Annotated in this window: 23 protein-coding genes; 6 read left to right on the forward strand and 17 right to left on the reverse strand. The window is 37.2% G+C overall.

Going from position 1 to position 25599, the window contains the following annotated elements:
- Positions 1-57 precede the first annotated feature (57 nt).
- Positions 58-555 (reverse strand): hypothetical protein, encoded by a 498-nt coding sequence (locus tag RYH73_RS17385; protein ID WP_335314724.1) that lies wholly within the window; start codon positions 553-555, stop codon positions 58-60.
- Positions 556-615: 60 nt separating this feature from the next.
- Between RYH73_RS17385 and RYH73_RS17390 the strand changes: the two genes are divergently transcribed.
- On the forward strand, positions 616-1224 hold the full coding sequence (locus tag RYH73_RS17390; RefSeq protein ID WP_335314725.1) for a hypothetical protein: 609 nt from the start codon (positions 616-618) through the stop codon (positions 1222-1224).
- 119 nt (positions 1225-1343) lie between these two features.
- Here RYH73_RS17390 and RYH73_RS17395 read toward each other — a convergent pair whose 3' ends face one another.
- Entirely contained in the window at positions 1344-2033 is a 690-nt protein-coding gene (locus RYH73_RS17395; RefSeq protein WP_335314726.1) for a response regulator transcription factor, read from the reverse strand.
- Positions 2034-2374: 341 nt separating this feature from the next.
- On the opposite strand from RYH73_RS17395, the gene RYH73_RS17400 reads away from it, so the two are divergent.
- On the forward strand, positions 2375-2899 hold the full coding sequence (locus RYH73_RS17400; RefSeq protein WP_335314727.1) for a hypothetical protein: 525 nt from the start codon (positions 2375-2377) through the stop codon (positions 2897-2899).
- Between the two features lie 351 nt (positions 2900-3250).
- Here the strand turns inward: RYH73_RS17400 and RYH73_RS17405 are convergent, their stop codons facing one another.
- The 3 genes from RYH73_RS17405 to RYH73_RS17415 all read right to left on the reverse strand — a co-directional run bounded on the left by RYH73_RS17405 (position 3251) and on the right by RYH73_RS17415 (position 7240).
- On the reverse strand, positions 3251-4636 hold the full coding sequence (locus RYH73_RS17405) for an undecaprenyl-phosphate glucose phosphotransferase (RefSeq protein ID WP_335314728.1): 1386 nt from the start codon (positions 4634-4636) through the stop codon (positions 3251-3253).
- 23 nt (positions 4637-4659) lie between these two features.
- Positions 4660-5721, reverse strand: coding sequence for a GNAT family N-acetyltransferase (locus tag RYH73_RS17410; protein ID WP_335314729.1), 1062 nt, complete (start codon positions 5719-5721; stop codon positions 4660-4662).
- Between the two features lie 373 nt (positions 5722-6094).
- Entirely contained in the window at positions 6095-7240 is a 1146-nt protein-coding gene (locus tag RYH73_RS17415; protein ID WP_335314730.1) for a glycosyltransferase, read from the reverse strand.
- Between the two features lie 404 nt (positions 7241-7644).
- On the opposite strand from RYH73_RS17415, the gene RYH73_RS17420 reads away from it, so the two are divergent.
- The gene (locus RYH73_RS17420; protein WP_335314731.1) at positions 7645-8685 is read left to right on the forward strand and encodes a glycosyl hydrolase; all 1041 of its coding nucleotides are present in this window, start codon (positions 7645-7647) and stop codon (positions 8683-8685) included.
- 15 nt (positions 8686-8700) lie between these two features.
- Here RYH73_RS17420 and RYH73_RS17425 read toward each other — a convergent pair whose 3' ends face one another.
- The 11 genes from RYH73_RS17425 to RYH73_RS17475 all read right to left on the reverse strand — a co-directional run bounded on the left by RYH73_RS17425 (position 8701) and on the right by RYH73_RS17475 (position 21417).
- A complete protein-coding gene (locus tag RYH73_RS17425; protein ID WP_335314732.1) occupies positions 8701-10020 on the reverse strand; it encodes a glycosyltransferase family 4 protein in 1320 nt (439 codons plus the stop codon).
- Between the two features lie 8 nt (positions 10021-10028).
- Positions 10029-10580 (reverse strand): serine O-acetyltransferase, encoded by a 552-nt coding sequence (locus tag RYH73_RS17430; RefSeq protein WP_335314733.1) that lies wholly within the window; start codon positions 10578-10580, stop codon positions 10029-10031.
- Entirely contained in the window at positions 10577-11638 is a 1062-nt protein-coding gene (locus RYH73_RS17435) for a glycosyltransferase family 4 protein (protein ID WP_335314734.1), read from the reverse strand. The genes RYH73_RS17430 and RYH73_RS17435 overlap by 4 nt, the downstream gene beginning before the upstream one ends.
- A gap of 24 nt (positions 11639-11662) precedes the next feature.
- Positions 11663-12670 carry a glycosyl hydrolase gene (locus RYH73_RS17440; protein ID WP_335314735.1) on the reverse strand — a complete coding sequence of 336 codons (1008 nt, stop codon included), beginning with the start codon at positions 12668-12670 and terminating at the stop codon, positions 11663-11665.
- Entirely contained in the window at positions 12651-13952 is a 1302-nt protein-coding gene (locus tag RYH73_RS17445) for a hypothetical protein (protein ID WP_335314736.1), read from the reverse strand. Before RYH73_RS17445 ends, RYH73_RS17440 begins: the two co-directional genes overlap by 20 nt.
- A 17-nt stretch (positions 13953-13969) precedes the next feature.
- On the reverse strand, positions 13970-16300 hold the full coding sequence (locus RYH73_RS17450; protein WP_335314737.1) for a GumC family protein: 2331 nt from the start codon (positions 16298-16300) through the stop codon (positions 13970-13972).
- 44 nt (positions 16301-16344) lie between these two features.
- Positions 16345-17139, reverse strand: a complete 795-nt coding sequence (locus RYH73_RS17455; protein WP_335314738.1) for a polysaccharide biosynthesis/export family protein — start codon at positions 17137-17139, stop codon at positions 16345-16347.
- A gap of 30 nt (positions 17140-17169) precedes the next feature.
- Entirely contained in the window at positions 17170-18306 is a 1137-nt protein-coding gene (locus RYH73_RS17460; protein ID WP_335314739.1) for a TDP-N-acetylfucosamine:lipid II N-acetylfucosaminyltransferase, read from the reverse strand.
- Between the two features lie 94 nt (positions 18307-18400).
- Complete coding sequence (locus tag RYH73_RS17465; RefSeq protein ID WP_335314740.1) at positions 18401-19480, reverse strand: DegT/DnrJ/EryC1/StrS family aminotransferase; 1080 nt, start codon at positions 19478-19480, stop codon at positions 18401-18403.
- A 49-nt stretch (positions 19481-19529) separates the two neighbouring features.
- Entirely contained in the window at positions 19530-20423 is an 894-nt protein-coding gene (locus RYH73_RS17470) for a glycosyltransferase family 2 protein (protein ID WP_335314741.1), read from the reverse strand.
- Positions 20424-20724: 301 nt separating this feature from the next.
- Positions 20725-21417 (reverse strand): GNAT family N-acetyltransferase, encoded by a 693-nt coding sequence (locus tag RYH73_RS17475; protein ID WP_335314742.1) that lies wholly within the window; start codon positions 21415-21417, stop codon positions 20725-20727.
- A 429-nt stretch (positions 21418-21846) separates the two neighbouring features.
- Between RYH73_RS17475 and RYH73_RS17480 the strand changes: the two genes are divergently transcribed.
- From RYH73_RS17480 to RYH73_RS17490, 3 genes are all read left to right on the forward strand, one after another.
- Positions 21847-22356: a UpxY family transcription antiterminator gene (locus tag RYH73_RS17480; RefSeq protein WP_335314743.1), complete on the forward strand. Its 510-nt coding sequence runs from the start codon at positions 21847-21849 to the stop codon at positions 22354-22356.
- A gap of 61 nt (positions 22357-22417) precedes the next feature.
- Positions 22418-22792 carry a helix-turn-helix domain-containing protein gene (locus RYH73_RS17485; protein WP_335314744.1) on the forward strand — a complete coding sequence of 125 codons (375 nt, stop codon included), beginning with the start codon at positions 22418-22420 and terminating at the stop codon, positions 22790-22792.
- A gap of 97 nt (positions 22793-22889) precedes the next feature.
- Positions 22890-24629, forward strand: a complete 1740-nt coding sequence (locus RYH73_RS17490) for a phospho-sugar mutase (RefSeq protein ID WP_335314745.1) — start codon at positions 22890-22892, stop codon at positions 24627-24629.
- Between the two features lie 78 nt (positions 24630-24707).
- On the opposite strand, the gene RYH73_RS17495 is transcribed toward RYH73_RS17490, so the two are convergent.
- A complete protein-coding gene (locus RYH73_RS17495) occupies positions 24708-25598 on the reverse strand; it encodes a glycosyltransferase (RefSeq protein ID WP_335314746.1) in 891 nt (296 codons plus the stop codon).
- Between the last annotated feature and the right edge of the window lies 1 nt (position 25599).

Genomic DNA, 25599 nt, shown 5'->3' on the forward strand with positions numbered 1-25599 from the left:
TTACAATTTTACTTACTCAGAGGCTCTATCTCTCCAGCCTCGTTGCTGCATCCCCAATTACAACAAATAATTAGCAGGGAAAGGTTCTGTAAGAACAGATTCCCAACAAGCCCGGAAGTGCTTATTCAAAAGCGCAAAAGGTAAGGGATTGCTTTCCGCTATTTCTACAATTTCTTGTGCGGGAACCTGAAGATCTCTTGCCAATAGTGAAACAATTGGAACACCGATTTTACTCAAGTTGTTTATTTGACTGCTGGTTATCAAACCACTATCCTTAGATTCTTGGTAAACGTCTTTCAAAATACTTCTCTTTTCTTTTATTTCTAAATGATGATACGCTAATGCTTCACTCCGCTCCTCCAAAAAAGATCTTAAATATTCATAAAGTGCACTTGTTTGTTCAATATTTAAATAAACACTACACACTTTGTTGCCCTCACCCGACCACTCATTCACTGACAGCAATAAATTATTCTGTCTTACGTGATCATCATTCGTAGGCTTCAGATCGATAAAAGATTTCCCAGGTGTTTGTTTTATCCTTAAATCCTTCATTAAAAATCTTCTAAAAAAATACAAATCTTCATAAATGTCAGTGTTAAAAATGTTCTTTTAATGTCAAACTTAAGCAATTTAAATCATAAGAAGCCCTACGATACAAAAACGCAAGCTCCGCACTATTTCTCCGTTGGTAATTGGCACAGTTATCGATATATAACATACAATGTTCTTTTTGTCAATCAGTGCGCAGAAAGAATTTTATATTTGCAATTGGTATTTATGGTCAGTATTAGAGATGGTTTAATCCAATTGGGGTTTTGCCGAACAATGTATACAGAGAACAAGCAAAACTCCATCGAAGGTGTTTATGATGGCATTTATAATAATGTGTTTGTATCCTTAGAAGTTTTTACCAACGGGTATATCGCTCGCGTGGAAAACAATTCAGAGCACCGACTGCTTTCAGAAAGCCAAGAAGATATAAAAATATCATCTTTAAGACAGGATGCTGATTTACCTATTTTAGAACTATCTACCGCTTCATCATTATTAGAAGCCCCCTTAAAAAAAGGAGACATTATACTCAATACTGCTGGCGAAACTCGAAGCATTCGTTCAGAAGTTCTGACAATGCATGACATTATCCATTCTCTTGAAAAATTAACAACCAATTTGCAAATCAAAGAACAATCACCCCCCGATAAGACTAACAGTCATCACTAAAAAACCATCAGCTACCGATACCGGTTTCACCGCACAAATTAACATTTATTATCCTACTTATATTAAGGGAAAAACCGCAAAATTAAACAGGAAAAACCCTGTGCAATGTTAATTTAAGATTACACAGATATCACATTTTGGCGTATAGCCTCCAATACTAAACCTACTCTACTCTTCACTTGAAACTTTTCGAAAAGCGCGGCACGATAACCATCGATTGTTTTGATAGAAAGGAACATTTTAGACGCGATCTGCTGATAGGTTAGGTCACTACATGCTAATTCCAAAAATTCTCTTTCTCGATCTTTTAAATCTATGGACTCCTTATTGAACATTTCTTGATAACACATGTTGGTAACATAGGTATTATAAAAACCCCGAAGCAAAATCTCTTTTAATGCCAATTCAAGTTCATTTGGGTTCATATTCTTCAAAAGATAAGCGCAACATCCTGCCTTTATCATTCTTATTACGTTCTGGGAATCTTCCATCATGGATAACGCTGCCATCTTAATGCTGGGATAGGTTTTTTTAATTGTTGATACAATTTCTGCCCCTTCCATCTCTGGCATATTTACATCAATCAGTAGAATGTCCGGTAAGGGGTTTTGCGTTTTTAATTTCCGTAATAAATCCGGCCCGTTGGATGCATATAATATCACCTCAAAATCGGGGAAGGTATTGACAAACATACCTACAGTCTTTAAGAACAATTGTTGATCATCAACTATACCGATAGTTCCTTTCATCATATGTTTACCACCTTTTAATAAAATACGTTGCTTCAATAACAAATCTCGTTCCATCATTGAAAGTTTAAAAAAACATTGATAAATACGTTCTCCAAGTACTCTTCATCTACCTTCTCATAATAAAGACATCAATAACAGGCTAAATTAGATTTTTCTTTAAAGATATAACACAAAACATAAAATATCACTATAACTAAGGAAAATACTTTAAATATTCTCCTGTTTTTCTCAGTTTGAGCACAGCCTCAACACAATGCTCGACAGGCACTTTGTTAATTCTCATATTTTCCTGCCCATAATTTCCTATTTCCTTATACAATCCTCTTAGAAGCCCATTTTCTTAGGATATACTTGCGAAATTTGACAAAGTAATTAAAATATTAAAAACATCTATTATTATGTCAAAACGCATTTTACTTTTGCCATTGGTATTATTTATTTTATCATGTGATAAAACCAAAGACCCGGGAGTGGAGATTCCTAAGACCGTTGATCAAGCGCTTATACGCACCGTTTGGAATACCGTTTCATCCAAATACGAGTATAAAGCTAGCGATGGAACTATTGTTTATGAAACTAGTGGTGTGTATGAAGATTTCAGAAATAAAAGCATACAGTACAACTTTAGGCCAAACGAAGCCACTCCGGACGATCACCGCGTAACCAGATTGAATAAATTCACAAACGTAACCACATGGGGTAATTGGGATATTTCTCGTGAAAACAAGAAAGACTATGTAAATATTACATGGGATTCCGGAAAGGTGGATAAATATGAGGTAACAGCCTTTACAGACAAAACGATGAGTTGGTTTATTGTTTCAACCAACAGTTCCGACCTCAACTACACCGAAAATGGAGAAACCAAGGCTGCAGCAAGCCGAGAAGGAACAATTGAATTGCATTGTCCTTGTAGAGATTAACAAAGTCCATTTATCAATCTATTTTACAGGAGCCCTTATCAACAAGATGCTGATAAGGGCTCCTTCATTTTTGTAGTAATACAATCCTCGAGACTAATCTTTTAACCTATTATTTATAGAGCTCGTTTCTTTCGTCACCCCTTATCTTTGTTTTACTTATATTTTGACAGATGATGAAATTTTGTCATATCCAGGAGATGATCTATATACGCGAAAAAATGAGAAGGTCTCGTTGCGCTTAAGTTAATTAAACAACAACGACCGACAAGAGAAACAAACAAGATCAAACAACAAAGGGTCGATTTCATAGCATTGAAATCAACCCTTTACGTTGGAAAATAATATAATTTCTTAATAAGCGTTTTCTTCGCCTTTTACCATATTAATAGCCGTCTGTATAACAATTCTTACATCTAGCCATATAGACCAATTTTCCAAATACCATACGTCATACTCTACCCGTTTGCGCATTAAGTCAGGCTCTCTTGTTTCCCCTCTAAATCCATTGACTTGGGCCCAGCCCGTGATTCCCGATTTTAGAAAATGTCTTACCATATACTGATCAATAATCTGCCGATACTGTTCAGTCATCGAAAGGATGTGCGGGCGCGGGCCTACTACACTCATATCACCCAATAAAACATTAAAAAACTGCGGCAGCTCATCCAAACTTGTTCGTCGTATAAACCGACCAATTGGAGTTATGCGATCATCACCTTTTGTAGCCTGCTTCGTATCACTTTCATCATTAACCTTCATGCTCCTAAACTTTAAACAGTCAAAGGTTTGGTTGTTTCGCCCACTTCGCTTTTGTTTGAACAAGATCGGGCCCGGACTTTGAATCTTTATTATAATTCCAATGAGGGGGAACAACCAGCTGAGGACGAATATAATAACCAAAAGACTGAAAACGATATCAAATATCCTTTTCTTCACTCGATTTTCGATTTCTTCTAATGGGTCATGCCGAAGACTTATTACAGGAAATTCTTCCATGTAAGTCAATTTGAAAGGAGTGACAAATGTTCCTGTCAGATCCGGTACAAACTTCATTCTCACACACTGCTTCTCGGCTTCTTTTAGTAACACATTAGCATTAGCCATATTCTCAGGAGTTAATGGCACATATACTTCTTGAACCCCGCTTTTTGCAGCAACCTCAATTTGTTGACAAACAACAGGCAATAACCGACCGTCTTCACTTATACTGAGTTCCTGGTGATCATCCAGAAATCCATTGAAATCATACTGACTTCTTTTTTGTTCAAAGAACGCAGCAAGCCTTAATCCCATCTTATTCATTCCCAATACCGCTACCGGTTTACTTGCTTTGAAGTGCCTCAATAGCTTTGCTTCAAAGAAGGTTCCAAATAACCTACTAGTAAACAGACCTAATGCCAGACCTACGTACATGATCAGCAAGAATTCTCGAGCTATTGCTTTTTCTTTAAAAATAGTAATGTAACAAGCATACAATGCAAAATGGAGTAAATAGCTTCTTAATGTTGAAGAATAAATAAAATCGATTCTTCGTACTGTTTTTTCTGTATACAGCTTACAAAGAAAAGAAGCAACAATCCATATGAGATTACTGATAATAAGTCCATCAAGGTAGATTCCGCTTAATTCTAGTTCGCTGCTTAAATAATAAAATCCTGTCAAATAAACACCGTTAACAATAAATAAGTCACTTATTGCTAAAATGAAAATCAATAAATACAAATATCTTGTCCTCATGAGAGATATATTTTAACCAACAATTACATGAATCTGTATAAAGGAAATAGATCAGTGTCCGGGGCGGTCTTTTCCTTCGACATCTCCTTTACAATATCGGTATAAACGGGCTCGTCCACTACATAGCGCCAAACTGTAAAATCATATAGATTTTCTGAAAAACCTTGCTTAAAATGAAAAAGTGAGTCTTCCTTACCACTAACGCCACTACCTAAATGCAAGTAGTGCATATTATGGAGCCTCCCGATCAATGTCGCTTCGTCAAAAATTAGTTTCATCGGTGACTCTCTTAAAAACTCGTTTCGAGTACCCGCGAGGTGGAGTTGCATAATATTGCCCGTCATTCCTACCATTGCGCCCGCAATCATACGTCCCTCATAATAGGCCCCAATAAGCATTGGTGAAAAGCCTTCCGAAGCCATAAATTTCTCGAAATAGGTATGTTCAAAAAAATACTTACTATTTGCTCCGACCTTAAGCATATTTTCGAAGTAAATATCGATGAAATCATTTAATTCAGATCTGGTATCAGCTTTCTTAACTGTAAAACCTTTCTTTCTTAATTGATTCACTTTCATTCTAATCTGCCTTCTGTACTGTAATCGTTGTTGCTCAAGAGGTTGCCGCAAATCGATCGCGATGGTCTTTCCCACAACCTTTAGGTCGAAAGAAGACGTTGGGAACAATGGTTCTTGATTAAATAGCGGATTGAGAATTGTAAACAGCGTAACTATTTTCTCCGATAGCAAATAATTACGAAACACTTCATGGAACTCGCAAATAAATGACGTTGAAAGCAAGGAAAAATCAATATTTGAGACCGGTCCTGCATAACCATACACACATGTACAGTCATAATATCCTGTTTCAGCAATTGTTCGCCTTACCAGAGGAATTCCAATAAAAAGGTCGTTCTTTTCGTACACGAACATAAAGACTTGACCCTGCTTATCAAGTACATGATAATCCCACGTTTGATAAAAATCGTATGCGCATGATTTTCTTAGATAATCATTCCATAATTCTTTATCCTCAAGAGTCAACACCTTAAAAAGAGAAGAAGTTTGTAGAAATTCGACGATCATGTATATTAATTTTATTTACAACTTCACGTACGATTAAGAATGACTTACATTCTTTAATCATCATATATGAAGCAAATTTACCATTAAAAGCGCCATGAGGTGTTCAAATCCGGAAGATGTATAAATTATGTAACCGAACTGTGAAACTAAAGAAGTATCGAGAATCTTACACAGTTTATTCATTTAGAACCGTTTTCTTTGCCAACGATGCGGCTAGGAATTCATTTTGAATAGCTTCTCAAGCTTTTCATCACACTTGCCGCTTCTGAATCGAATAGGAATACTATAAGTTATAGCTTTCGACGCTAGTTTCTTAACTAAGAAGGCCGACTTGAATCCCAATCGGCCCTTTTAGTTGTATATATTTCCTGTGCTATGTAACGTGAATGGAAGGAGAATGGATTTCGCTTTTCAATTGATAATTATCGATATGGTTTTCGCTACACACCTCATTAACAAACGCTTTAAACTCTTTTTTAAATCGCTCTTTAGAAAATTTCATAGCTGATTTTCTAATATCTACCGAACTGTACTGCCGGTGATAAAACTCCTTAATACCAGCATTAAGGCTTTTCGGACATTGCTCATCATATAATACACCATTGCGGTCATTGATCAACTCTTCACTTGCGCCACCTTTAAAAGCAATTACCGGAACACCTGATGCTAGCGCTTCTACAATAGCAATACCAAAATCCTCTACCCCTGCAAATACAAATCCTTGAGACTTGCTCAATAAGTCTTTAATTTCTTCCTTTGTCTTATAACCTACAAATTGAATATTATCGGTAGCACGCTTCATCAATTCTTTCCGTTCTGAACCATCACCAACGACAATCAACTTTTTGCCATTCTTTGCGAAAGCGTCTACAATGATATCAAATCGTTTGTAAGGCTCTAAGCGTCCGACCGTTATAAAGTAATCTTCTTTAATTTCAGAGATATAAAAATCTTCCACTTCGACCGGAGGATAAATGACCGTACTTTCTCTTCCATACTTTTCCTTTACCCAATTCTTAACAAAATATGAATTAGAAATGAGGTAATTGGGGTTATTCCCTCCTCGCCTATCAAATTTTTGCAATAACGGTCGTATAAACGATAGAAGTTTCAGAGGGCCCCGAAAGTATTTATCTGCTTCTTCCCAAACATATTTAAAATTTCGTGCCTGTAGATAGCAAATATGCACTTCATTTCCTACTCTATATGATTTAGAGAGTGCCCACGAAGAGCTGATAACCAAATCGACTTTATTACGTTTTGTTTGCTCGTTAAATTGATTTACAACTACAGGAAACAGGGGCATCAAATACCTAAAATAGGATCGAAACTTTGCCATTAAAATAGATTGCTCGACATTTACATGTCGGTTTGCAAAAACGCGCTTAAGATCGTCATCTGCCATTTTATTTACATATGCATAGTAATAATCGAAGCGCATCACTTCGGAAATTGCCGTAACTACGCGTTCGGCACCACCATACTTATCCAGCCAGTCATGTATTAAAGCCTGTTTCATACTATTTTTATTTAAATGAAAAAAGAAGTTCAACCCCGTCTTAGCGGGTCAATCGATTTTGGGGTAAGATTTTTTATTTGCGGGTATTGCGCCCGAAATATGGTAGTACAAACCTTATTATTTTCAAGAATTTTAATCCAGGAATAGTACACTAAGGGGGGAAAATTCCCTTACATAATTTTTACGGAAGTTTCACACTTATAAAAAAAATTTTACCTTTGCGTGTCAGATCTACACGAACAATACAATTTCCTTGGTATTCTACCGTTATTTTAGACAGTGATCGACGTTATTTTTTTAATCCAACCGTAACGAATAACGTTCACTTTAGGCGGAATTAACAATCAACCGTTGTCATTCTTTTGCCTTGAGTTTTCGTTATTATTACACAACTCAACACTTAAATGAAAAAAAATTTCTTTTTAGTTTTCATCACGACAGGTGCGTTTATTACCTTATTGTCCTGTTCAAAACAAGAGCTACCCGAAGAAACAACTCAAGAAGGGCCTAACACAACAATGGCCACATCCACTACCAGCTCTTCCACCTTTAATTTAGGAGTAAACGGCCATCCCTTAGGCCCCGAATCCTATACTAGTGTTCCTGCCAAAGAACAGATAGCTTTACTCAAAAAACTTGGTATGAAGAGTTATCGTTTCGATGTAACGACTACACTCAGTAATGGTAAAATGCATGCTGAAAATTATTTCACTCCTTTAAAATATGCTGCGGCCGAAGCCGGTATAGTCTTAGTTCCTATGCTGTATGCGCGAGGCCTCGACTTTAACATGAAAATGTCGGAAGCCTACAATCAAGGGCGTTGGGTAGCTGAATTATTTGCCCAACGGTATAAAAATGACTTTCACTATTACAATATTGGTAATGAGCTTGAAAACCTCTTTATTTTGCCCTTAAAGTCGGGTACGTCCAGCTCACATTATGACCTAAAAAAATTCAACATAGCATTACATTATCTCTGGGGCATGAACGATGGCATAAAAGCGAAAGATCCAACTGCAAAAACAATCATAAACGCCTGTTGGTTACACACTGCTTATATAAAGATGTTAGAAAATAAGGGGTTAAAATTTGACATCATTGGATGGCAGTGGTACGATTATATGGAACGTTCGGCGAAATCAAGCTATGGTATCAACGATATTAGCACTTATTTGACATCACGTTTCTCTAAACCGATATGGTTTACTGAAGTTGGTTATAAGAATAATAACAATTCAACAAAAGAGTCGGATAGGAAAGCTTTTTTTGATTCATTCATGGCCAAAGTCGCGAAAAATCCACGGGTTAAAGGTGCCTTTATTTATGAGCTTTTTGATGAACCTGAAAAAAATCACGTTCATGAATCTTATTACGGTATTATCAAGTGGTATACCCCGTATACCCAGTATAAACCTACAGCTTATGCTTCAGCCATTTTACAATAAGTAACTGTACGTCGATCACTGTTTTACCGAAAGCGGCTTCATGCCGCTTTTGTTTTTTAAGCTTGTATATAATTCTGTATATTGGCTAGCATTCTCTGTTATACTGAATTTAGCGGCGTACTCTTTTGTATGCGCCGCCTTGTCAGCCAAAAGATTTTTATTTTGCAAAATCTCACTCAAAATCGAAGATAGTCCATTCGTGTCTTCGAAGTTAAAGAGCCACGATACACTGCTGTTATGAAGCTCCGTAAGGCCTCCCCTAGAGGCCATACAAACAGGAACTCCAAAAGAAAAAGACTCTATGACTACACGTCCGAAAGGTTCATTCCAAATCGATGGCACCACCGTTAATTGAACTTCTTTATAAAAATCAGCGGGCTTGACTTTACCCAAAAATCGATAGCTAACTCCTCTCAATTGTTGTTTCAGATAAGCGATGTACTCTTCCTCCCCTTCGCCTGCTAGCAATAATTCAAATGAAGTACAAGGGACTTTTTCAGCCAGCTTACCAGCTTCAGTTACCAAATACTCGACACCTTTGTCCTTAGCTATTCGCCCCATGTATCCGATACGGAGAACTTCCTCTGATTTTTCACTATTCGAGGTTGATGGAAGTTTAACGGCATTGTAAATCACTTCAAAACGTGGAGATTCTTTGGCATTCATTTTTTCCTGATGTTTATTTACTGTAAATTGACTAACGCCAACCATTACATCAGGTTGATCAAGCAACCATTTTTTTGCTACATGAGTAAGCTTGCAGCTCTTACAGATACCGTCGCAATTTTTCGTTCCATCGAACATATTACATTTATGACACAAAAGGTAATAGTCACGAAGCGTATGAACCAAAGGTAGCTTTAAGCGTTTTATCGTTAGCCAGATTGCCGGGGAAAATCCCATCACATTATTCGTATGTACTACATCTGGTTTTATCCGTTTAAGAATATGAGATAGCTTAAAATGATAAAAGGGATTCAAGGAATCTACAAGCAGCCAGATAATGGTTACAAAAAAATTATGCTTTTTATTGTCATAGACGGAAGAAATATTTTTAGCTACAAACCGAATGATAATCACACCGTTGATTCTCGTCACTTCTTCTTTTTGTCCGATTGTAAACACATAAACTTTGTGGCCATTTCGAACTAACTCTTCAGCAAGAAGTTGCACCGACACTTCCGCTCCACCAACAAGCTTCGGGTAATAAAAAGTATTAAATAAAACGATTTTCATTCTTCTGTTCTTCGTTGGCTCGTTTATATAGCCTCTTTTTAAGGTTTGGTCTATCTCCTCGTCAAGCAGACCCAGAACTCTGTTGGCAAAAAATAACATGATTAAAATCAGCTAACGATATCTTTCCGAAGACTTTTTATCAGATAAGAAGATTTTGATATCTTTATTATAGATGCTTCTTGCAAGCTTTCCGTCACGACACAGTTTGCTCCCACAACGCTTTCGGCCCCAATCGAAACAGGGCCTAATAACTTAGCACCAGCTCCAATAACGCACCTTCTTCCAATGCTTGGAAAACCATCTCCTTCAGGGGGGTATTTTCCCTGTGTTTTCCGACCAAGCGTAACCCCGTGATACAAGACCGTACCGCTGGCGATCGAGCTGCCTTCACCAATTACCAAACCAACACCATGTATAATGATAACTCCTCCCTGGATATTTGCCTTATAGTCGATATCTATCGAATAGATTATTTGGACGATTCTAGTAAGAATCAGCGGTAATAAAGGTATTTTTATTCTATAAAGCCAATTTGATAACCTGTAAATAAATAAGGCATGAAACCCCCTGTTGGCAACGATAGCCAAAACAGGATTCATTTCATATTGAATTCTTAGCTCCTTAATATCGCACCAAGCGCTCTTTAACCATGTCTTCATGCCTGATTAATTACGTTCAATAGCGCATAACTTGACTTTTCCCAACTGAAATCCTTACTTCTTGTGATATTTTCATCAATTAACTTATGCATCTCATCCTCTTGGGTATGTTGAAATCGTTCAACAGCGGCACTAAGGCTTTCAGTGGAATAAGGATCAAAATAAAATGCACCCTCTTCTGCAATTTCTCTATAAACCTCAAGGTTCGAAAGAATAAGTGGACATCCGCTAGCCATAGCCTCCACAACGGGAATACCAAAGCCTTCATAAAAAGAAGGATTAATCATTGCTTTTGCCCGCCGATAGAGGGCGGCCAGCTCATCATCATTGCAGTTGTCCAACACCTTTACGTTTGAGGGAATTTGGAAATTAACTTCATTGAAACTTTTAATTTTCGCACCAACAATCACCAGTTTTTGATGTGATTGCTCTGGCTTTGAAAAAAAATCGATTATTAAATTGATATTTTTCCTCGGATCCATTGAACCGACGAACAAAAAAAAGTCATCCTTACTATAGCTGATATTGCTCGTTGACACCGCATTGAATTTATCAGCGGGAGCATTATACACCACAGAAACGTCCTCGTACTTTATTCCCAATTGTTCTGTTATCTGCCTCTTTGAAAACTCGCTGACTGTAATCAAACGTTTTGCTCTTTTTGCCAACCTAGGAATCATAATTCTATAATACCTGGCAAAAGACTTGGTGAACCACGAAGGGTTAACAGCATAAGACATGTCATGTATACATAAGATCTGATTTTTATCGTATAAGGTTCCAATGTTGCAAAGACTTAGTAAAACATAGTTTTTTTGTTTCTTCAAATAAGCTGGAAGACTAAAATGTTCCCATAAGAGTCGCGATTTGTATCCACGAACCTCCTTAATTAATACTTCAGGAAAGGGGTTGGATGCAAACGGCATATGCGGAGGGACAAGGATTTCAACATCTTCACCAAATTCAATCAGCTTTTTTACAATCTCAATTGCATATCGATGAACTCCTGTTACCCGATGGGCGAGAAACTTACCGTTCACATATATTTTCTTCTTCATACTTTTTACGTAACCGTATTAATGTTATTTGTGCGTGTTAATGAACTCTTTAAACGTAAAATAGATAGGTTTTTTTTTGTACTCTCCCGCGTCCAAATAAATCAGTCCATAGCTCATCTCATCGGGGTACATTTTTAAGTTTGGTTGATCCAGCAGTTCGTATATAAAAAACCCCCTCACCACTTTTTGATCGACGATACGTTGCAGGCTATTTTTGAGGTAGTCATTCTGTTTAACGAAAGAGATATTCTTGCTTCCTCGATGGGTATTGAACTCGGTTATCCAAATTTCCTTTTTATAACGATCTGCAATCTTTGGCAGGAAATTACCATACGGAGCAGCAGTTTTGGTTATATCCCCCATATTTGAATACCAATGATAGCCGATAATATCATACTTAATTCGGTACCGTTTTAAAATGTCTAAATAATACCAATGAACCCAAGTCAGCGACATGCTGACCTTTAGCGTAGGTTTTATATTTTTCATGCCATCTACGATGCCGGCCAGCATCCACATTTGCTTACCAATTAATTGTGTTTGGTAATGGCTAGCTTTCGTTCCATCATTCTTTGCATTTTTCTTCATCAACTTTAAATCCCATTCGTTACCGACTTCTAAAACGTCAACATCACTTCCATATCGATTTATAAATTTTTCACCTAAGGCGAAATACTGATTATAAATAGAGATAGAATCTTGGGCTGAACGATCAACACCACTAGGGAATAAAGCCAACATAGGTTTGATTCCTGAAGCTTTTAATTTTGCTAAAAGTTCCAAAAAATAAGTGTCGTTTCTAGCTTTTCCTTCCGAGTTTATAGGAACATCAATCCGATAATAATTAACACCTAAATCCTTTAGCCATTGAATTTGATTATCGAGCGTTTTGTATTTATACTCCTGCTGAGTAAGTGGATGTCCATTGACACCCCAAACAAATTCAACATCGTTTTGAGCACGAAGCTGACAACAGGGAGAAAAAATAAAAAAAAAGCTAAAGACGAATATTTTAAGAAAATTGCTCATCATCGGTTATTTCCCTACTTTTATTAACAAGCACGTGCCAAAGTGCTAAATAAATCCACATGGAAGGATATCCGAACTCAGGTACAGTGAGCATAAGGATGAGAAAGAGCCCTCCAAGGCCTAAAAAGTAACAAGTATGTGTATCCTTGTCCATTGTTCTCGTTTTAAACAAATTCGCAAAGAAGAAGGCGCTAAAGACAATCAACCCGATTAGACCGCAATTAACGAGTAAAGTAGTTAAAAAGTCTGTTGATCTGATATATCCAAATCCGATCCCAAACAATTGATGCCCTGCATCAGAGTCGACCCAGTAGTCATAATGACGCATAATCCATCCCGATCTACTTTGTTTTGATCCGCTATTACCACTTAACTTACTAGAAAATACCGTTTCATAAACACCCTCTATTTTTTCGCGAACGGGGTCTATTTGAAGCGCAAAAAGGAAAATCAGTACAAGCCCCAGGAGGTAGAATAATTTCTGGTATTTCTTTTTATAGATAAACCAACCTAATTGAAAAATAACGATCGCTCCGTACGCTGTAGTAGAAAACGTTAAGAACAAACATCCTAGTAAAAGAATGTTATCGAATTTGTTTTTCAGTACGTGGGTTAAGGCCCAAAATGGGAAAACCGTAAAAGCAAACATCGATGGTTCGCCCGTTAGACTCTTCATACGAAGCACGTTGAAGCCTGCAACATTCATCATTTGCGATAAGGAGCCAGATCCTTCTTCACTGGAAAAGGTTCTATTTGTTAAGAAGTCGCCAGTCGTCCCAGTGATTTGATAAAACAAAATTTCGTACAGGCCATAAGCGCAAAGTATCCGAAGCCCATAGTAAACGTATTTGATTACCGATTTGTCTGAATAATATTTTACAAATAGATAGATCAGAAACGACATTGCAAGGTACATTGCTTGCGTAATGTGTGTCGAACGAAAAAAAGATTGCAACAAATTACCTCTGGTGACTAAAAGAAGTTGATCACTTAATTTCAGATCAAAAGCAAGGTTCAGTGACTGAGAAACCAAACTGAAAAACAAAAAAATCAGACCGAATGCGACAAAATCTCTAAAAAAAGAATTTTTACGCGTATTCTCTGGAATGATAATGAGTAGTCCAAATAATAACGCAGCCAAAACTGTCGTAATAGTAGTACCTTGTACTGAAGGTACCACTAAAAACGATGTAATGGGGAAAAATAGCATCATGAAGTTGACGTAACGGTTAAAAAAAACCATTGTATCTGACGTCTTCTCCAATTGATAATCTGCTACCAACATAACACTCTCTTTATCGCTTATTTTTTGAACGTCCTTTTCCAAATAGATTTATTTGGGGATTCCTCGTGATCGTAACCATAGCCGTATCCATAAGTCTGGTATCCAGAATAACGCATATCTACATCATTGACAACTAAGTACATATCACCAAGTTTATTCTTTCTTTTCAGCTCATTAATAAATTCAATCTGCTCCTTTTTAGTGTAGTTATGTCGGCATACATATACAGTCATCTCTACATATTGCTGGATAATCATAGCATCAGACACAAGTCCTACAGGAGGAGAATCAACAATAATGTAGTCAAATTTTTCGCGCAGTTCACTAAAAATATCTGTCACTTTATTTTCCAAAAGAAGCTCGGATGGATTGTCTACACGTGTGCCAGCTGACAATAAATAACAATTGCTATGCGGTTGACCTTGGATAATCACATCATCCAACTGTTGTCTTCCAAGAACTACATCCGAGAACCCGGCAGTCGATTCTGTTATCCCCATCATTTGCGCCAATTTTGGCTTTCTTAAATCAAGTTCAACAAAAACAACCTTCTTTCCAGTTAAAGACAGTGCATTTCCGAGGTTTAACGACATGAACGTTTTGCCTTCACCATTCACACTAGAAGTAACCATCAGGGTCTTAGATGCCTTCGATTGTAATGCATAATAGAGATTGGTTCTCAAACTCCTGAATCCTTCTGATAAGACTGTGTTTGGCATTCCTCTACCGATCGCAAGTGTCTGAGGAGACGCATTATGAGCAATTTTTCCAATAATCTCAATGTCAGTATATCGCTCGATATCAGATTCAGAATTCAACTTGGTTCTAATAAGCTCTCTTCCATTTATAAAGCCAAATGGCACAATTAATCCTAACAAACCGGCCATTATATAGATAATACTAGGTACAGGTTTAACCGGACCATTTGTACTTTTTGCTGCATCAACGATTTTGGCGGATTGGGCATTAGCAGATTTTGCAATGGTTGCTTCCTCTCTTTTTTGCAGTAAGTAGACATACAACTGTTGTTTTAGCTCCTGTTGCCTGCTAAAATTGACGAATGCACGTTCGCGTGCCGGCACCTTGCTAATCTGACTATTATAACCACTGTTTTGTCTCCCTAGCTCAGAACTGGTCAACTGCAGCTCCTTTCTGTATGAGCTTATATTTTGAAGCAAATTAGTACGTTCAGATGCAATCTGACTTTTTAAATTTTGCAACACAGGGTTTGAGTCGGTATACGATAATTTCTTTTTCTCATAATCCTGAATTAGCGCATTATATTGATTTAAAGAAGATGCAAACGACGAATTCTGAATAACTGTTGAACTAGGAATACGTTGGTTCTGCGGATTTTTCACATAGGTTTCAAGTTCACCCATTACTTTAAGCTGCGCTTCTTGTTCCTTTAATCTATTATAATATTCATTCGCATTACCCACTAGCAATCTTGATTGCTCCGATAAATCAGTTATCCTATTGCTACTCCTGAAGCTTTCCAATTGCGCTTCAACATCGTTTAGTTCAGAAGCGACCAGCGCCAAGCGATCATCTATAAAGACAAGCAAACTATCAGCGATTCGAATTTTTTCATCTCGATTATCCACCAGATAACGCTCCATTAAGCTTTGAAGAATCTGTTCGCCACGCTTGGGATGCGGATAATAGAGTTGTAAGTTTACGGTTGTTGCTTGCTTATCACTTAGCTCAACAGTATAACTTGACAGTAGATTGCTGATTGCTGTGTTTTCGGACACCACATTGATCAAAAACTTTCGTCCCAATGGTAATTTTTGAATAGTTGGCTGCAGTGTTAAATCGTATTGAGAGGTTTGCACGGTCTCATTTAGCCCGACTGTCTTCTCCATTTGTTCTTCCTCGCTTGAAACACGAACTTTATTTCCCGGTAAAAATTCGATTTCAAAATTCCGTTCTTTGATCGAGTCCGTTTTAAAACTAGCAAGCGATGCATCAAAAGGGGCCCGATCATATAGTTCTACGAATTTCGGACCATCTTTCTCTCCGATTTTTATGTTAAGCTTTAACTCTTTGATAACTTCCCCAGCAAGTTTTCGTGAGGTAAGTACATCTAGCTCATTTAATACATTCTCACTCGGTTTCAATAATGCAGAAAGTCCATTATCATTAGCAAATGTAGTAACAGCCTTGCTCTCAGCCATGTTTTTTTGATCTTTCAACATGATAATACTCGAAACCAAATATTGAGGTGTTGTGTATTTCAGGTAAAGAAAAGCTAGACCTACAAAAATCACCACACTTAAAATGAAAGCTTTCCAATAACTTAATGTCCGTAAAATGAATGATTTTATACCTTTATCATTTTCCATGCCACTTGGGGTTTTAATATACATATTCATTATAGACTCAATACTTAGCGCCAGATCGCGATACCAAGGGAAATCAGCGAAATAAGAACACTTAGATACCTCGTAGAAGCTGTATCAGCATTTAAAAGTTTTGACTTAGCCGGCTCAACATAAACCACATCGTTTTGCTTCAAATAGAAATAAGGTGATTCAAAAATTTCTTTTGAAGTCAAGTCCATTTTTACAGCTACAGCTTTCCCCTGTTCATCTCGTCGTATGAGCATCACATTATTCCTTTTACCAAACATGGTTAAATCACCCGCGAATGCGACCGCATCTAAAACAGATGTTCTTTGATTAGGAATTACGAACATGCCAGGATTTTTGACTTCCCCCAGAACGGACATTCTGAAGTTGGCAAAACGCATACTAACAGTCGCACCTTTAAAAAATTCTTCTGCACGTTCTCTTACTTTGGCAATTGCCTCTGTCATTGTCAATCCAGCAACCTTGATATTCCCCAAAACCGGGATATCAACGGTTCCATCGTGCGCTACCATATAACCAGTTATCATCTGATTCGTTCCACTCGTGCTAATATTACGTGCAATTCCCGGGGTTACATTATTCCCGTTGTTGATAGCTTCCGAAGCTTCCAAATCAACCGTATTGATTCGAATATTTAACACATCGTCTGATTGGATCTTTACTTCTTCGAATTTTGTCATGTTAAACTCTGTTCCTGTCTTCACCTGCGGCATATCTTGAAAATATTTGAGTTTTTTAGAGCTGGAACACGATGCCACAAGAAAGGCACTTAATAAAACAAGTAGTTTTAACTTATTTGCTTTTGTTTTCATATAAGATTTCATTTTTATAGGTAGAATATATTAAACAGTTTCATGCTGCATGGATACTTCTTTGCTAAACAGTTGTAAGTACATTTTATTTATGCGCTTGTTAGAAAGGAATTCTGCGGCCAAATCAGCATTTTTTTTCAAGTCAATTGTCTTAAAAATTGAGTCGACCTTTTCAATCATTTCAATATCGAATATTTCAATTCCCATAGCTCTTAGATAGGGAAAGACCAAGTTCCTTCTGTTCATGAAAACGATCTTACCCATTAAGAGGGCCATCCAAATATTCCCCATTCCTACGGGCCGTATCGAATTGCTTATAAAAACATCATATTGATCAAAAATTTCGATGTACTCTATAAAGCTCACGTAGCTATCGAGATACTTTATGTTAGTAGCTGTGTGCTTTTTTTGAAGCGACTCTTTAAGAAGACCGATATATTTTTCGTTGCCATAGCTAATAGGGATAAGTATTTCCCTAAGTGGTAAGTCGAGCGTCTTTTGAATCGCATCGAGATGATTATTGGAGGCCACTCCTGAATTACCGAGAATGCACCGAAGTTCTGACACATTCTTTCGAAATGGTTGAATGTGTCGGAAGCGCGCTCTCAGAACCCTGGCATCCATCTCAAACATATACGCAAACTCTTGATGCTTAGCCCTTAATCCCTTGATGTTACGAATAGCATATTCATACTCTGGTTCTATCCAAGTGAGTACATTATCGAATTTGCTAAAAATCCGAGGCAAGTTTACACGTCTAATAACGTTTTTGGGACGCCAATATCCCAAATTCAGAGAAAATCGATGATTGCTTATTTTTTTCACGATTTCTTTCGTGTGAGCTTCATAAAGCGGATAACTCACCAAGTCTGAACTATAGAGTTCTTTTCCCCAAATCATCCAATTGAGTTCTTTAAACGAATGTTCAAGAACCCAATCGTACATCTCCGCGGTAAAACAATGGATGAATACTTTACCGTATTTCCGCGTATCTCCTATAAGATGTTTATCACACATTCTACCATGCACTAAATCTCGACGTCTAATAAATTTAAGAGGGCCGCATTCTTTAACTATGAAGATATTATTTTCGAGCAAATCAAGAGCTTCGAGCTTCTCGACAAATGGGTCGAAAAATTTTTCATCGTCTATTAGATGTAAATTCATAATATATTGTACCGTGAAGATGACTAGGTGCTATTTAAGCATTTACCTTAATTTGTTTTAGTATGAACGATGTCATGGACACAATGCGTCTTAATTAGTTATTCTGAACACGCAGCAATATGCGACAAACAAAATCCACTTCTTCAAACGACAAATTGTTATATAGCGGTAAGCATAATACCCGCTTTGACATATCATTAGCAATAGGACACGATGACGCATCCACATAACGGAGTGTATCTAATGACGGATAAAAATACCTCCGAGGATAAATTCTGTTGTTATTAAGTTCTTCAATGCTCATTAATAGCTTCTCTTCATTTGCAAATACAATGGGATAATAAGCATAATTAAATGTCGCTTTGGGATTTAATTTTAGTCGCCGAACTTCTAATGTCGAAAGACGTTCGTCATAGTAACTGTATAAGTCCTTCCGGTATTGACTAATGGAATCTAGATAAGGAAGGTTCGCCAAACCCATAGCTGCATGAAACTCTGAATTTTTGCCGTTAATTCCCAAATCACTAATTTGGTCAACATTGCTAAACCCAAAATTTCGCATATAAGCAATTTTCTTTAACAACTCCGCAGTTGACGCGAAAATTGCACCACCTTCAATCGTATGAAAAGTTTTGGTAGCATGTAAACTTAGGGTGCTTATATCACCATAACTAAACACCGACTGTCCCTTATAAAGAGTTCCGAAACAATGCGCGGCATCATAGATAACTTTGAGATTATGCTTATTAGCAATAGCCTGTATTTGATCTATTGCACAGGGATTACCGTATACATGCGTAGCCAAAATCCCAGTTGTTTCGTTCGTAATAGCAGCTTCAATTTTACTCGGGTCTATATTGAATGTTTCTGGATCTATGTCTACAAAAACCGGTTTGCACCCTTCCCAAACGAGTGAGCTCGTTGTTGCCACAAATGAAAACGGAGTTGTTATTACCTCTCCTGTAAGCTCTAAAGCCTTTATCGCAATCTGCAACGCTGTTGTGCCATTGTTTACAAACACCATATGCTTAACATCCAAGTGCTCCTTGAGTCTCAGCTCTAAATGGTTAACCAAAGGACCATTGTTTGTAAGCCATTGCCTATCCCATATGTCTCTAACATAGGCAAGATACTCTTCGATTGGTGGCAAGAAAGGTTTGGTAACTTGAATCATAATAGTGAATTTCAAATGGGGTATCTTATATTAACTGAATGTGATGAGATCACCTTCCAAGAATCAGTTTCTTTACATAATATTTTGATCGTTGAAATAACTGTGGCCTGCCAGAGGTTTTCAGGCCCAAATCATGCATCACAGCATGAACCTTGTCGATAGAAGCACCTTTACGGTTGAGCATCATTTCGTACAATTTTTCTGCGTACAAACTTTTAAGCTGTTCGTTCCATATATCCTTTTCCTTAAGATAAGAAGCTATTCTTATCCGCAGATCTACATAATTGTTAACGATACGCTCCATGCCTTCTTTGCTACGGGGCCGTGAGACAGAATCTGACTCCTCATAGATACGTGCTCCTAAACTCGAGTCATAGATCACTTCAGCACCTGTTTGAAGTATTCGAAATAGAAGATCATATTCTTGAGACGATGTCAAATTCACATCCCATCCGCCAACTCTTATCAAAGCCTCTCTTTTATACAGATTGGCGCTTGTAATTCCTGCATTCGAACGGAGAATCGCCTGCCAGATACTTACTTCGCTAGAAGTAAAAAAATCCTCTTCTTTATTCAAAGCTACATACACCCTCGTAAAAGCACCGATCACCACTTCTATGTCAGTTTTTACCAGGTGTAATTGTCTTTGCCACTTTCCTGCAAGTAGTTCGTCGTCAGCATCTAAAAACTGGATCCACTCACCTTTTGCTTCCTTCAATCCCTTATTTCTAGCATAGCAAGCACCTTTTCTTTCTTCCATCATAGAAGAAATCTTATCCGGATATTTCTTGGTGTACCGTTCAATAACTTGCTGCGTGTTATCCACAGAATTGTTATTAACTAAAATCATTTCCCAATCGTTAAACCCCTGCCCTATTACGCTTTCTATTGCTCTTGCAAGAAAACGTTCGCAATTATAACAAGGTATTATTACACTAATCATCGAGAATAATCTTAACTTTTAATTTTAAAACTAATGTTTATGCTTGCCCTATTTTCACCCTACTCGAGTAAATCAATGCAGAGCTTCGCCATTCCACTTACAGTGGTTACTTTCCGATAAAGCCAATTTCACATAAAACTTTACCGTTTTGTTGCGATGCAAAGATTATCAAATCATCAGTAAAAACCGCGCTCCCAAGGCATTATGATAACAAATAGCGCATATAAACGAAATAATGTAGACAGTTTCACAAAATAGCACGAAATAGCACAGAAGGCGTGAAATAGAGGAAAAACAGGGGTTAAACGAGTTCAAGTTCGTTTATGGGCTTGCTCATTAATAAAGCTTTATCAACGAGTTCAAATTCCAGTTTTTGTTGACTTATATAGCCAATGGAACTCAAACTTCTATTAGCCATTGCTGTCGCTAAAAGATTCAATTCTTTCAGCAGTTCCTGGTTTTTCACAATGAGTGTTTGACCTGCGAGTAAAGTACCTATATAGGTATCACCGTAATAAAGCTGTTCGAATCCAAAATCATCTGATTTGGTAAAAAAAGATAATGGGCCTACATCATCCGTAAAGATTGCATTTGCAACTGCAGATTTTAAATCATACCAATATGTGCAGTCAAGTGGTTCCATCCCAACGCTTAAATACCAACTAAGTGCCCGGCTATTTTTTTCAAAAACATGAAGTTGAAATAGGTGATTACTAATTGACAGGGTACTCTTGATATCAGCCATTGCACTGTTCAATAATATTGTCCCAATCTTATTCCCGCGAACGCGATTATCCACAACAATATGCTTAAGAAAAACAATTCCCTCTAAGAATTGGAAACAGGCAAAGCCACAAAGTTCGGTCGTAGCCGTGTCATACACATAGTAAGTAGCATACGAAGGATGATCAAGTACTGACTTAAAAAAATTAAAATAGCCCCTATCTTGATGAACAAAAAACCGCGACACGTTGGGATCATAGGCGGTTTTCAAAGATTCACATATCGCTTTAACCAAATTTCTGTCAGACCGTTTTAACCGACGAACCTCATACATAACTTTCAAGAATTATATCACTAGCATGGAAAGTAATAGTAGATTTCCAAACTAAGCAAGTATAGTGCAGCTTTTTCAAAAAAAGATATACATTTCTAAATATGTAGAAAAAACGTATACATCTGCACAGATAATCACGAATTTACGCCCTAATTCTAATAAAAATAAAACATCGAATCACACATGCACATTATTCCGTGACATCTCACACAGAATTAGGCCAAAGTACACACATTAACCATAAAATAGGCTACAAAACACCAAAAACCAGTTAAAACACGCCAATAACAGGCTAAATTTGGCTTAAATTCTTGTTTTACAGGTATCAGAATTCTGGTTCAAAAACACGGCAACATAAAAGTTAACATGAAAAATCAAAGGCAATGGATAGCCATTTATACCAGACCCAAATGGGAAAAGAAGGTTAATCAATTTCTGCAACAGCAGGGAATTGCGGCATTTTGTCCCTTGATAAAAACAAAGAGACAGTGGGCGGACAGAAAGAAAATTGTCGAAATACCCCTATTTTCCTCTTATGTTTTTGCTGAAGTTAATCAATTAGAGCAATACCAAGTAGAACAAGCGGCTGGAGTTGTTGGAGTGGTATATCATTGTGGAAAACCTGCAACAATTACAGAAAATGAGATTAATCGAATAAAAACCTTGCTTCGAGAGAACTATGAAGACTTAGAGTCCATTTCTTTTGATCATGTGAGTCCCGGAGACCGTATTAAAGTGAAAGCCGGCGTCTTGTCTGATTGGCAAGGTGAAGTAATAATGGTAAAAGGTAAGTCGGTTGTAATGGTTTTGGAACAATTTAATTGCGCATTAATTGCAAAAGTCGATGTTTCTCAACGAAACCTATTACTTACTTAAAACCCTACACTTAACTTAAAATATTAGAAATATAAGCAAATCTAACCTAATGCAAATCACAATGGAGAAACACTATGGCCATATCATAGAAAGAATTATCAGACGTAATGGTTATAGCATCAGTGAGTTAGCACGTCTAACGAATGTAAATAGACGATCTATTTACAATTGGTTCAATCAAAAAAATCTAAAACCGGAAATAATTTTCCGAATAGGTTGTGCATTGAAACACGATTTCTCAGAAGAATTTCCCGAATTATTTACTGAAGATGAATTCCAAAAAGTAATATCACCGGAGAAAACCTCAACGGATGAAACTTTGACCCTCAGCGAAGGTAGTAGCAATTATTGGAAAGACAAGTATATCAAGATCTTGGAAGAATATAACCGTCTGCTTGTCAATCAAGTAAAACAAGACCCTAAAGGCAACAAATAACCAAAAAATAAGATTTTATTGCTTTTTTTTTAACGATAATTAATTATTTTGCAGATTGATTATTATTTATATAAAGTTACTTAAAACGACGTTTTTTATGGCAATTAGCAGCTTAGATTCCTCCGTTAAACAAAAAATCGATGAGTGGTTAACAGGCAATTACAACCAGGAGACAAAAAAATCAATTCAGAATTTGCTTGAGACTGAGAAATGGGATGAATTGAGCGATTCATTTTATAAAGATCTTTCATTTGGAACTGGTGGTTTACGAGGCATCATAGGTCCGGGAACAAATAGAATCAACATTTATACTGTTGGAAAAGCGACACAAGGGTTATCAAACTATCTAAAAAAGACATACCCAGGGAAAAAAATCAAGGTAGCAGTTAGCTACGATAGTCGAAATATGTCGTCTACGTTTGCTCAAACTGTTGCTGATGTATTTTCAGCGAACGATATAACAGTTTATTTATTCAGTTCTTTACGTCCAACACCCGAATTATCCTTCGCTATCCGCGAGCTTGGCTGCCAAAGCGGTGTAATGATAACTGCATCCCATAATCCAAAAGAATACAATGGCTATAAAGCATACTGGTACGATGGCGGACAACTTGTTTCACCTCACGATAAAAATGTGATTGATGAAGTGAACATATTAACCATCGATCAGGTATTGTTCTCAAAGAAGACAGAGCTAATTAAGGTGATCGATCAAGAAATAGATAATCTCTACATTGATAAACTAGTAAGCCTATCCTTAAAGCCAGATGCTGTCAAACAAGAGAAGGATCTTAAGATTGTGTATTCTTCTATCCACGGCACTGGTATCACAATAGTTCCGGAAGTGTTAAAAAAATGGGGCTTTGAAAACATTCATATTGTTGCGTCTCAGGCCGAGCCAGATGGGAATTTTCCAACGGTGGTTTACCCAAACCCAGAGGAAGAAGAGGCCATGTCCATTGGATTAAAAGAAGCAGAAAAGATACATGCTGACCTTTTATTGGCTACAGATCCTGATTCGGATCGTGTTGGCGTAGCAGTCAGAAACTTAGAAGGAAAGTTTATTCTATTAAATGGCAACCAAATCGGTTCCCTTTTAGTAGATTATGTATTAAGTTCAAGAAAAGAACTAGGCCTTCTTAAAAGTAACGACTATACTTGCAAAACAATTGTTACCACCAACCTAATAAGTGATATTTCAAGCAACTATAAAGTTAATTGTTACGAGGTTTTAACGGGTTTCAAATATATAGGTGAACTCATGACAAACCTTTTGGAAAAAGAAACCTTCCTTGTCGGTGGAGAGGAAAGTTACGGCTTTTTGGTAGGTGATCTTGTCCGCGATAAAGATGCTGTTGTTTCCTGTGCTTTTGTAGCTGAGATGACGGCATATTATAAAGCCAAGGGCAAAACGCTCTTCGAAGCCTTGGTTTCGTTGTATATTAAATATGGTTTTTATAAGGAAAAACTTGTATCACTAACAAAAACAGGTCAGCAGGGTGCAGAGGAAATTAAAGCTATTATGTTTCGGTTACGAACAGCAACACCTAAAACTTTAGGGACGAATACCGTCACATTACTACAGGATTATGAAAATCGAATTACAACAGATCTAAAAACGGGAACACAAATATCGATTTCGTTACCTAAATCGGATGTACTTCAGTTCATATTGGAAGACGGCAGCGTAGTGTCCGTTCGGCCGTCTGGAACCGAGCCTAAGATTAAGTTCTATTGTAGTGCTAAATTGCCAATAAGTTCCGTTGAAGATTTTGATATGGTTAATCATGCTTTAGACCAAAAAATTGAAAGCATGATGAGCGATTTATTGAAATAAACTATAAGGAATGAATTATTGGATAGCTTACTTTGTAGGCTATCCAACTTAGTTTTTAAGTGGTGGTGAATAGATAAGCTATGCTCTATTAGCTACTTTTCCGAATACGACTTTCAATTTCTCGAAATTCATTGTGTGCCTGATATAGAATCGCAAAAAAAATACTTTGAACTTTTGATAAGTAGACAAACTATTTCCATATGCTTTAATCATATGGAGTGTATAAGAATCTGGTTCAAAGGTTTTTAAATAGTCTTTGATTGCAGCAATCTTGTTGCCTCGCAACATATGAGCTGTTCCCCCACCAACACGTTTAGCTTTCTTCACCAATTCCTGCATGGTCTTACGAGCTGGATGAAAGATTTTTACGGACTCGCCGTATTCAATATTAAATCCCCCCTCAGACGCACGCCTAGCCCATTCATAGTCTCCTCCGGAAAATAGCGTGTCATTAAACACACCTACCTTGTCAAAAACATCTCGCTTAGTAAACATATTTCCTGTGACACAAGCGCCAATCGAGTTCACTGTTTCAGCCTGTTTAAAGGCAAACACTTTCTCGTAAAGTTCTGCATTAGTAGGACTTGTTTCATCCTCATAAAAAATTTGTATATCCCCCCCGATGCGATCACATTTCTTCTCGTCAAACAGGTGGACAGCATTGTAAATCCAGTCTTTATCAGGCAAACAATCCGAATCGGTAAATCCTAAAATTGGTCCTTTCGCCAACTGTAATCCCTTATTTCTTGCAGCATAAGATCCCGATTTTTTTTCATCTATTATCTGCCAGTTTTCAGGTAATGAAATGAAAGATGGTACCGCATCTTCCGGGTCATTGTTTACAACAATAACTTCGAAGTTCTCGCCTGGAAACGTTTGTTTTGATAACGCATCCAAACACAAGGAAAGCCTTTGCCAGTCTTTATAAGTTGGGATAATAATCGAAACGAATGGCTCTGTAAAATTCATG

This window comes from Olivibacter sp. CPCC 100613 (assembly GCF_036959255.1).
GTDB lineage: Bacteria > Bacteroidota > Bacteroidia > Sphingobacteriales > Sphingobacteriaceae > Olivibacter.

Bases quoted from the DNA above. Each gene is read 5' to 3' on its own strand.
- RYH73_RS17390 (WP_335314725.1), top strand. From the start codon at position 616: ATGTCAAACTTAAGCAATTTAAATCATAAGAAGCCCTACGATACAAAA.
- RYH73_RS17440 (WP_335314735.1), bottom strand. From the start codon at position 12,670: ATGATGAGCAATTTTCTTAAAATATTCGTCTTTAGCTTTTTTTTTATT.
- RYH73_RS17485 (WP_335314744.1), top strand. From the start codon at position 22,418: ATGGAGAAACACTATGGCCATATCATAGAAAGAATTATCAGACGTAAT.
- RYH73_RS17490 (WP_335314745.1), top strand. From the start codon at position 22,890: ATGGCAATTAGCAGCTTAGATTCCTCCGTTAAACAAAAAATCGATGAG.
- RYH73_RS17465 (WP_335314740.1), bottom strand. From the start codon at position 19,480: ATGATTCAAGTTACCAAACCTTTCTTGCCACCAATCGAAGAGTATCTT.
- RYH73_RS17385 (WP_335314724.1), bottom strand. From the start codon at position 555: ATGAAGGATTTAAGGATAAAACAAACACCTGGGAAATCTTTTATCGAT.
- RYH73_RS17450 (WP_335314737.1), bottom strand. From the start codon at position 16,300: ATGGAAAATGATAAAGGTATAAAATCATTCATTTTACGGACATTAAGT.
- RYH73_RS17480 (WP_335314743.1), top strand. From the start codon at position 21,847: ATGAAAAATCAAAGGCAATGGATAGCCATTTATACCAGACCCAAATGG.
- RYH73_RS17420 (WP_335314731.1), top strand. From the start codon at position 7,645: ATGAAAAAAAATTTCTTTTTAGTTTTCATCACGACAGGTGCGTTTATT.
- RYH73_RS17395 (WP_335314726.1), bottom strand. From the start codon at position 2,033: ATGATGGAACGAGATTTGTTATTGAAGCAACGTATTTTATTAAAAGGT.
- RYH73_RS17400 (WP_335314727.1), top strand. From the start codon at position 2,375: ATGTCAAAACGCATTTTACTTTTGCCATTGGTATTATTTATTTTATCA.
- RYH73_RS17425 (WP_335314732.1), bottom strand. From the start codon at position 10,020: ATGTTATTTTTTGCCAACAGAGTTCTGGGTCTGCTTGACGAGGAGATA.
- RYH73_RS17435 (WP_335314734.1), bottom strand. From the start codon at position 11,638: ATGAAGAAGAAAATATATGTGAACGGTAAGTTTCTCGCCCATCGGGTA.
- RYH73_RS17430 (WP_335314733.1), bottom strand. From the start codon at position 10,580: ATGAAGACATGGTTAAAGAGCGCTTGGTGCGATATTAAGGAGCTAAGA.
- RYH73_RS17495 (WP_335314746.1), bottom strand. From the start codon at position 25,598: ATGAATTTTACAGAGCCATTCGTTTCGATTATTATCCCAACTTATAAA.
- RYH73_RS17415 (WP_335314730.1), bottom strand. From the start codon at position 7,240: ATGAAACAGGCTTTAATACATGACTGGCTGGATAAGTATGGTGGTGCC.
- RYH73_RS17405 (WP_335314728.1), bottom strand. From the start codon at position 4,636: ATGAGGACAAGATATTTGTATTTATTGATTTTCATTTTAGCAATAAGT.
- RYH73_RS17445 (WP_335314736.1), bottom strand. From the start codon at position 13,952: ATGTTGGTAGCAGATTATCAATTGGAGAAGACGTCAGATACAATGGTT.
- RYH73_RS17470 (WP_335314741.1), bottom strand. From the start codon at position 20,423: ATGATTAGTGTAATAATACCTTGTTATAATTGCGAACGTTTTCTTGCA.
- RYH73_RS17410 (WP_335314729.1), bottom strand. From the start codon at position 5,721: ATGATCGTCGAATTTCTACAAACTTCTTCTCTTTTTAAGGTGTTGACT.
- RYH73_RS17455 (WP_335314738.1), bottom strand. From the start codon at position 17,139: ATGAAAACAAAAGCAAATAAGTTAAAACTACTTGTTTTATTAAGTGCC.
- RYH73_RS17460 (WP_335314739.1), bottom strand. From the start codon at position 18,306: ATGAATTTACATCTAATAGACGATGAAAAATTTTTCGACCCATTTGTC.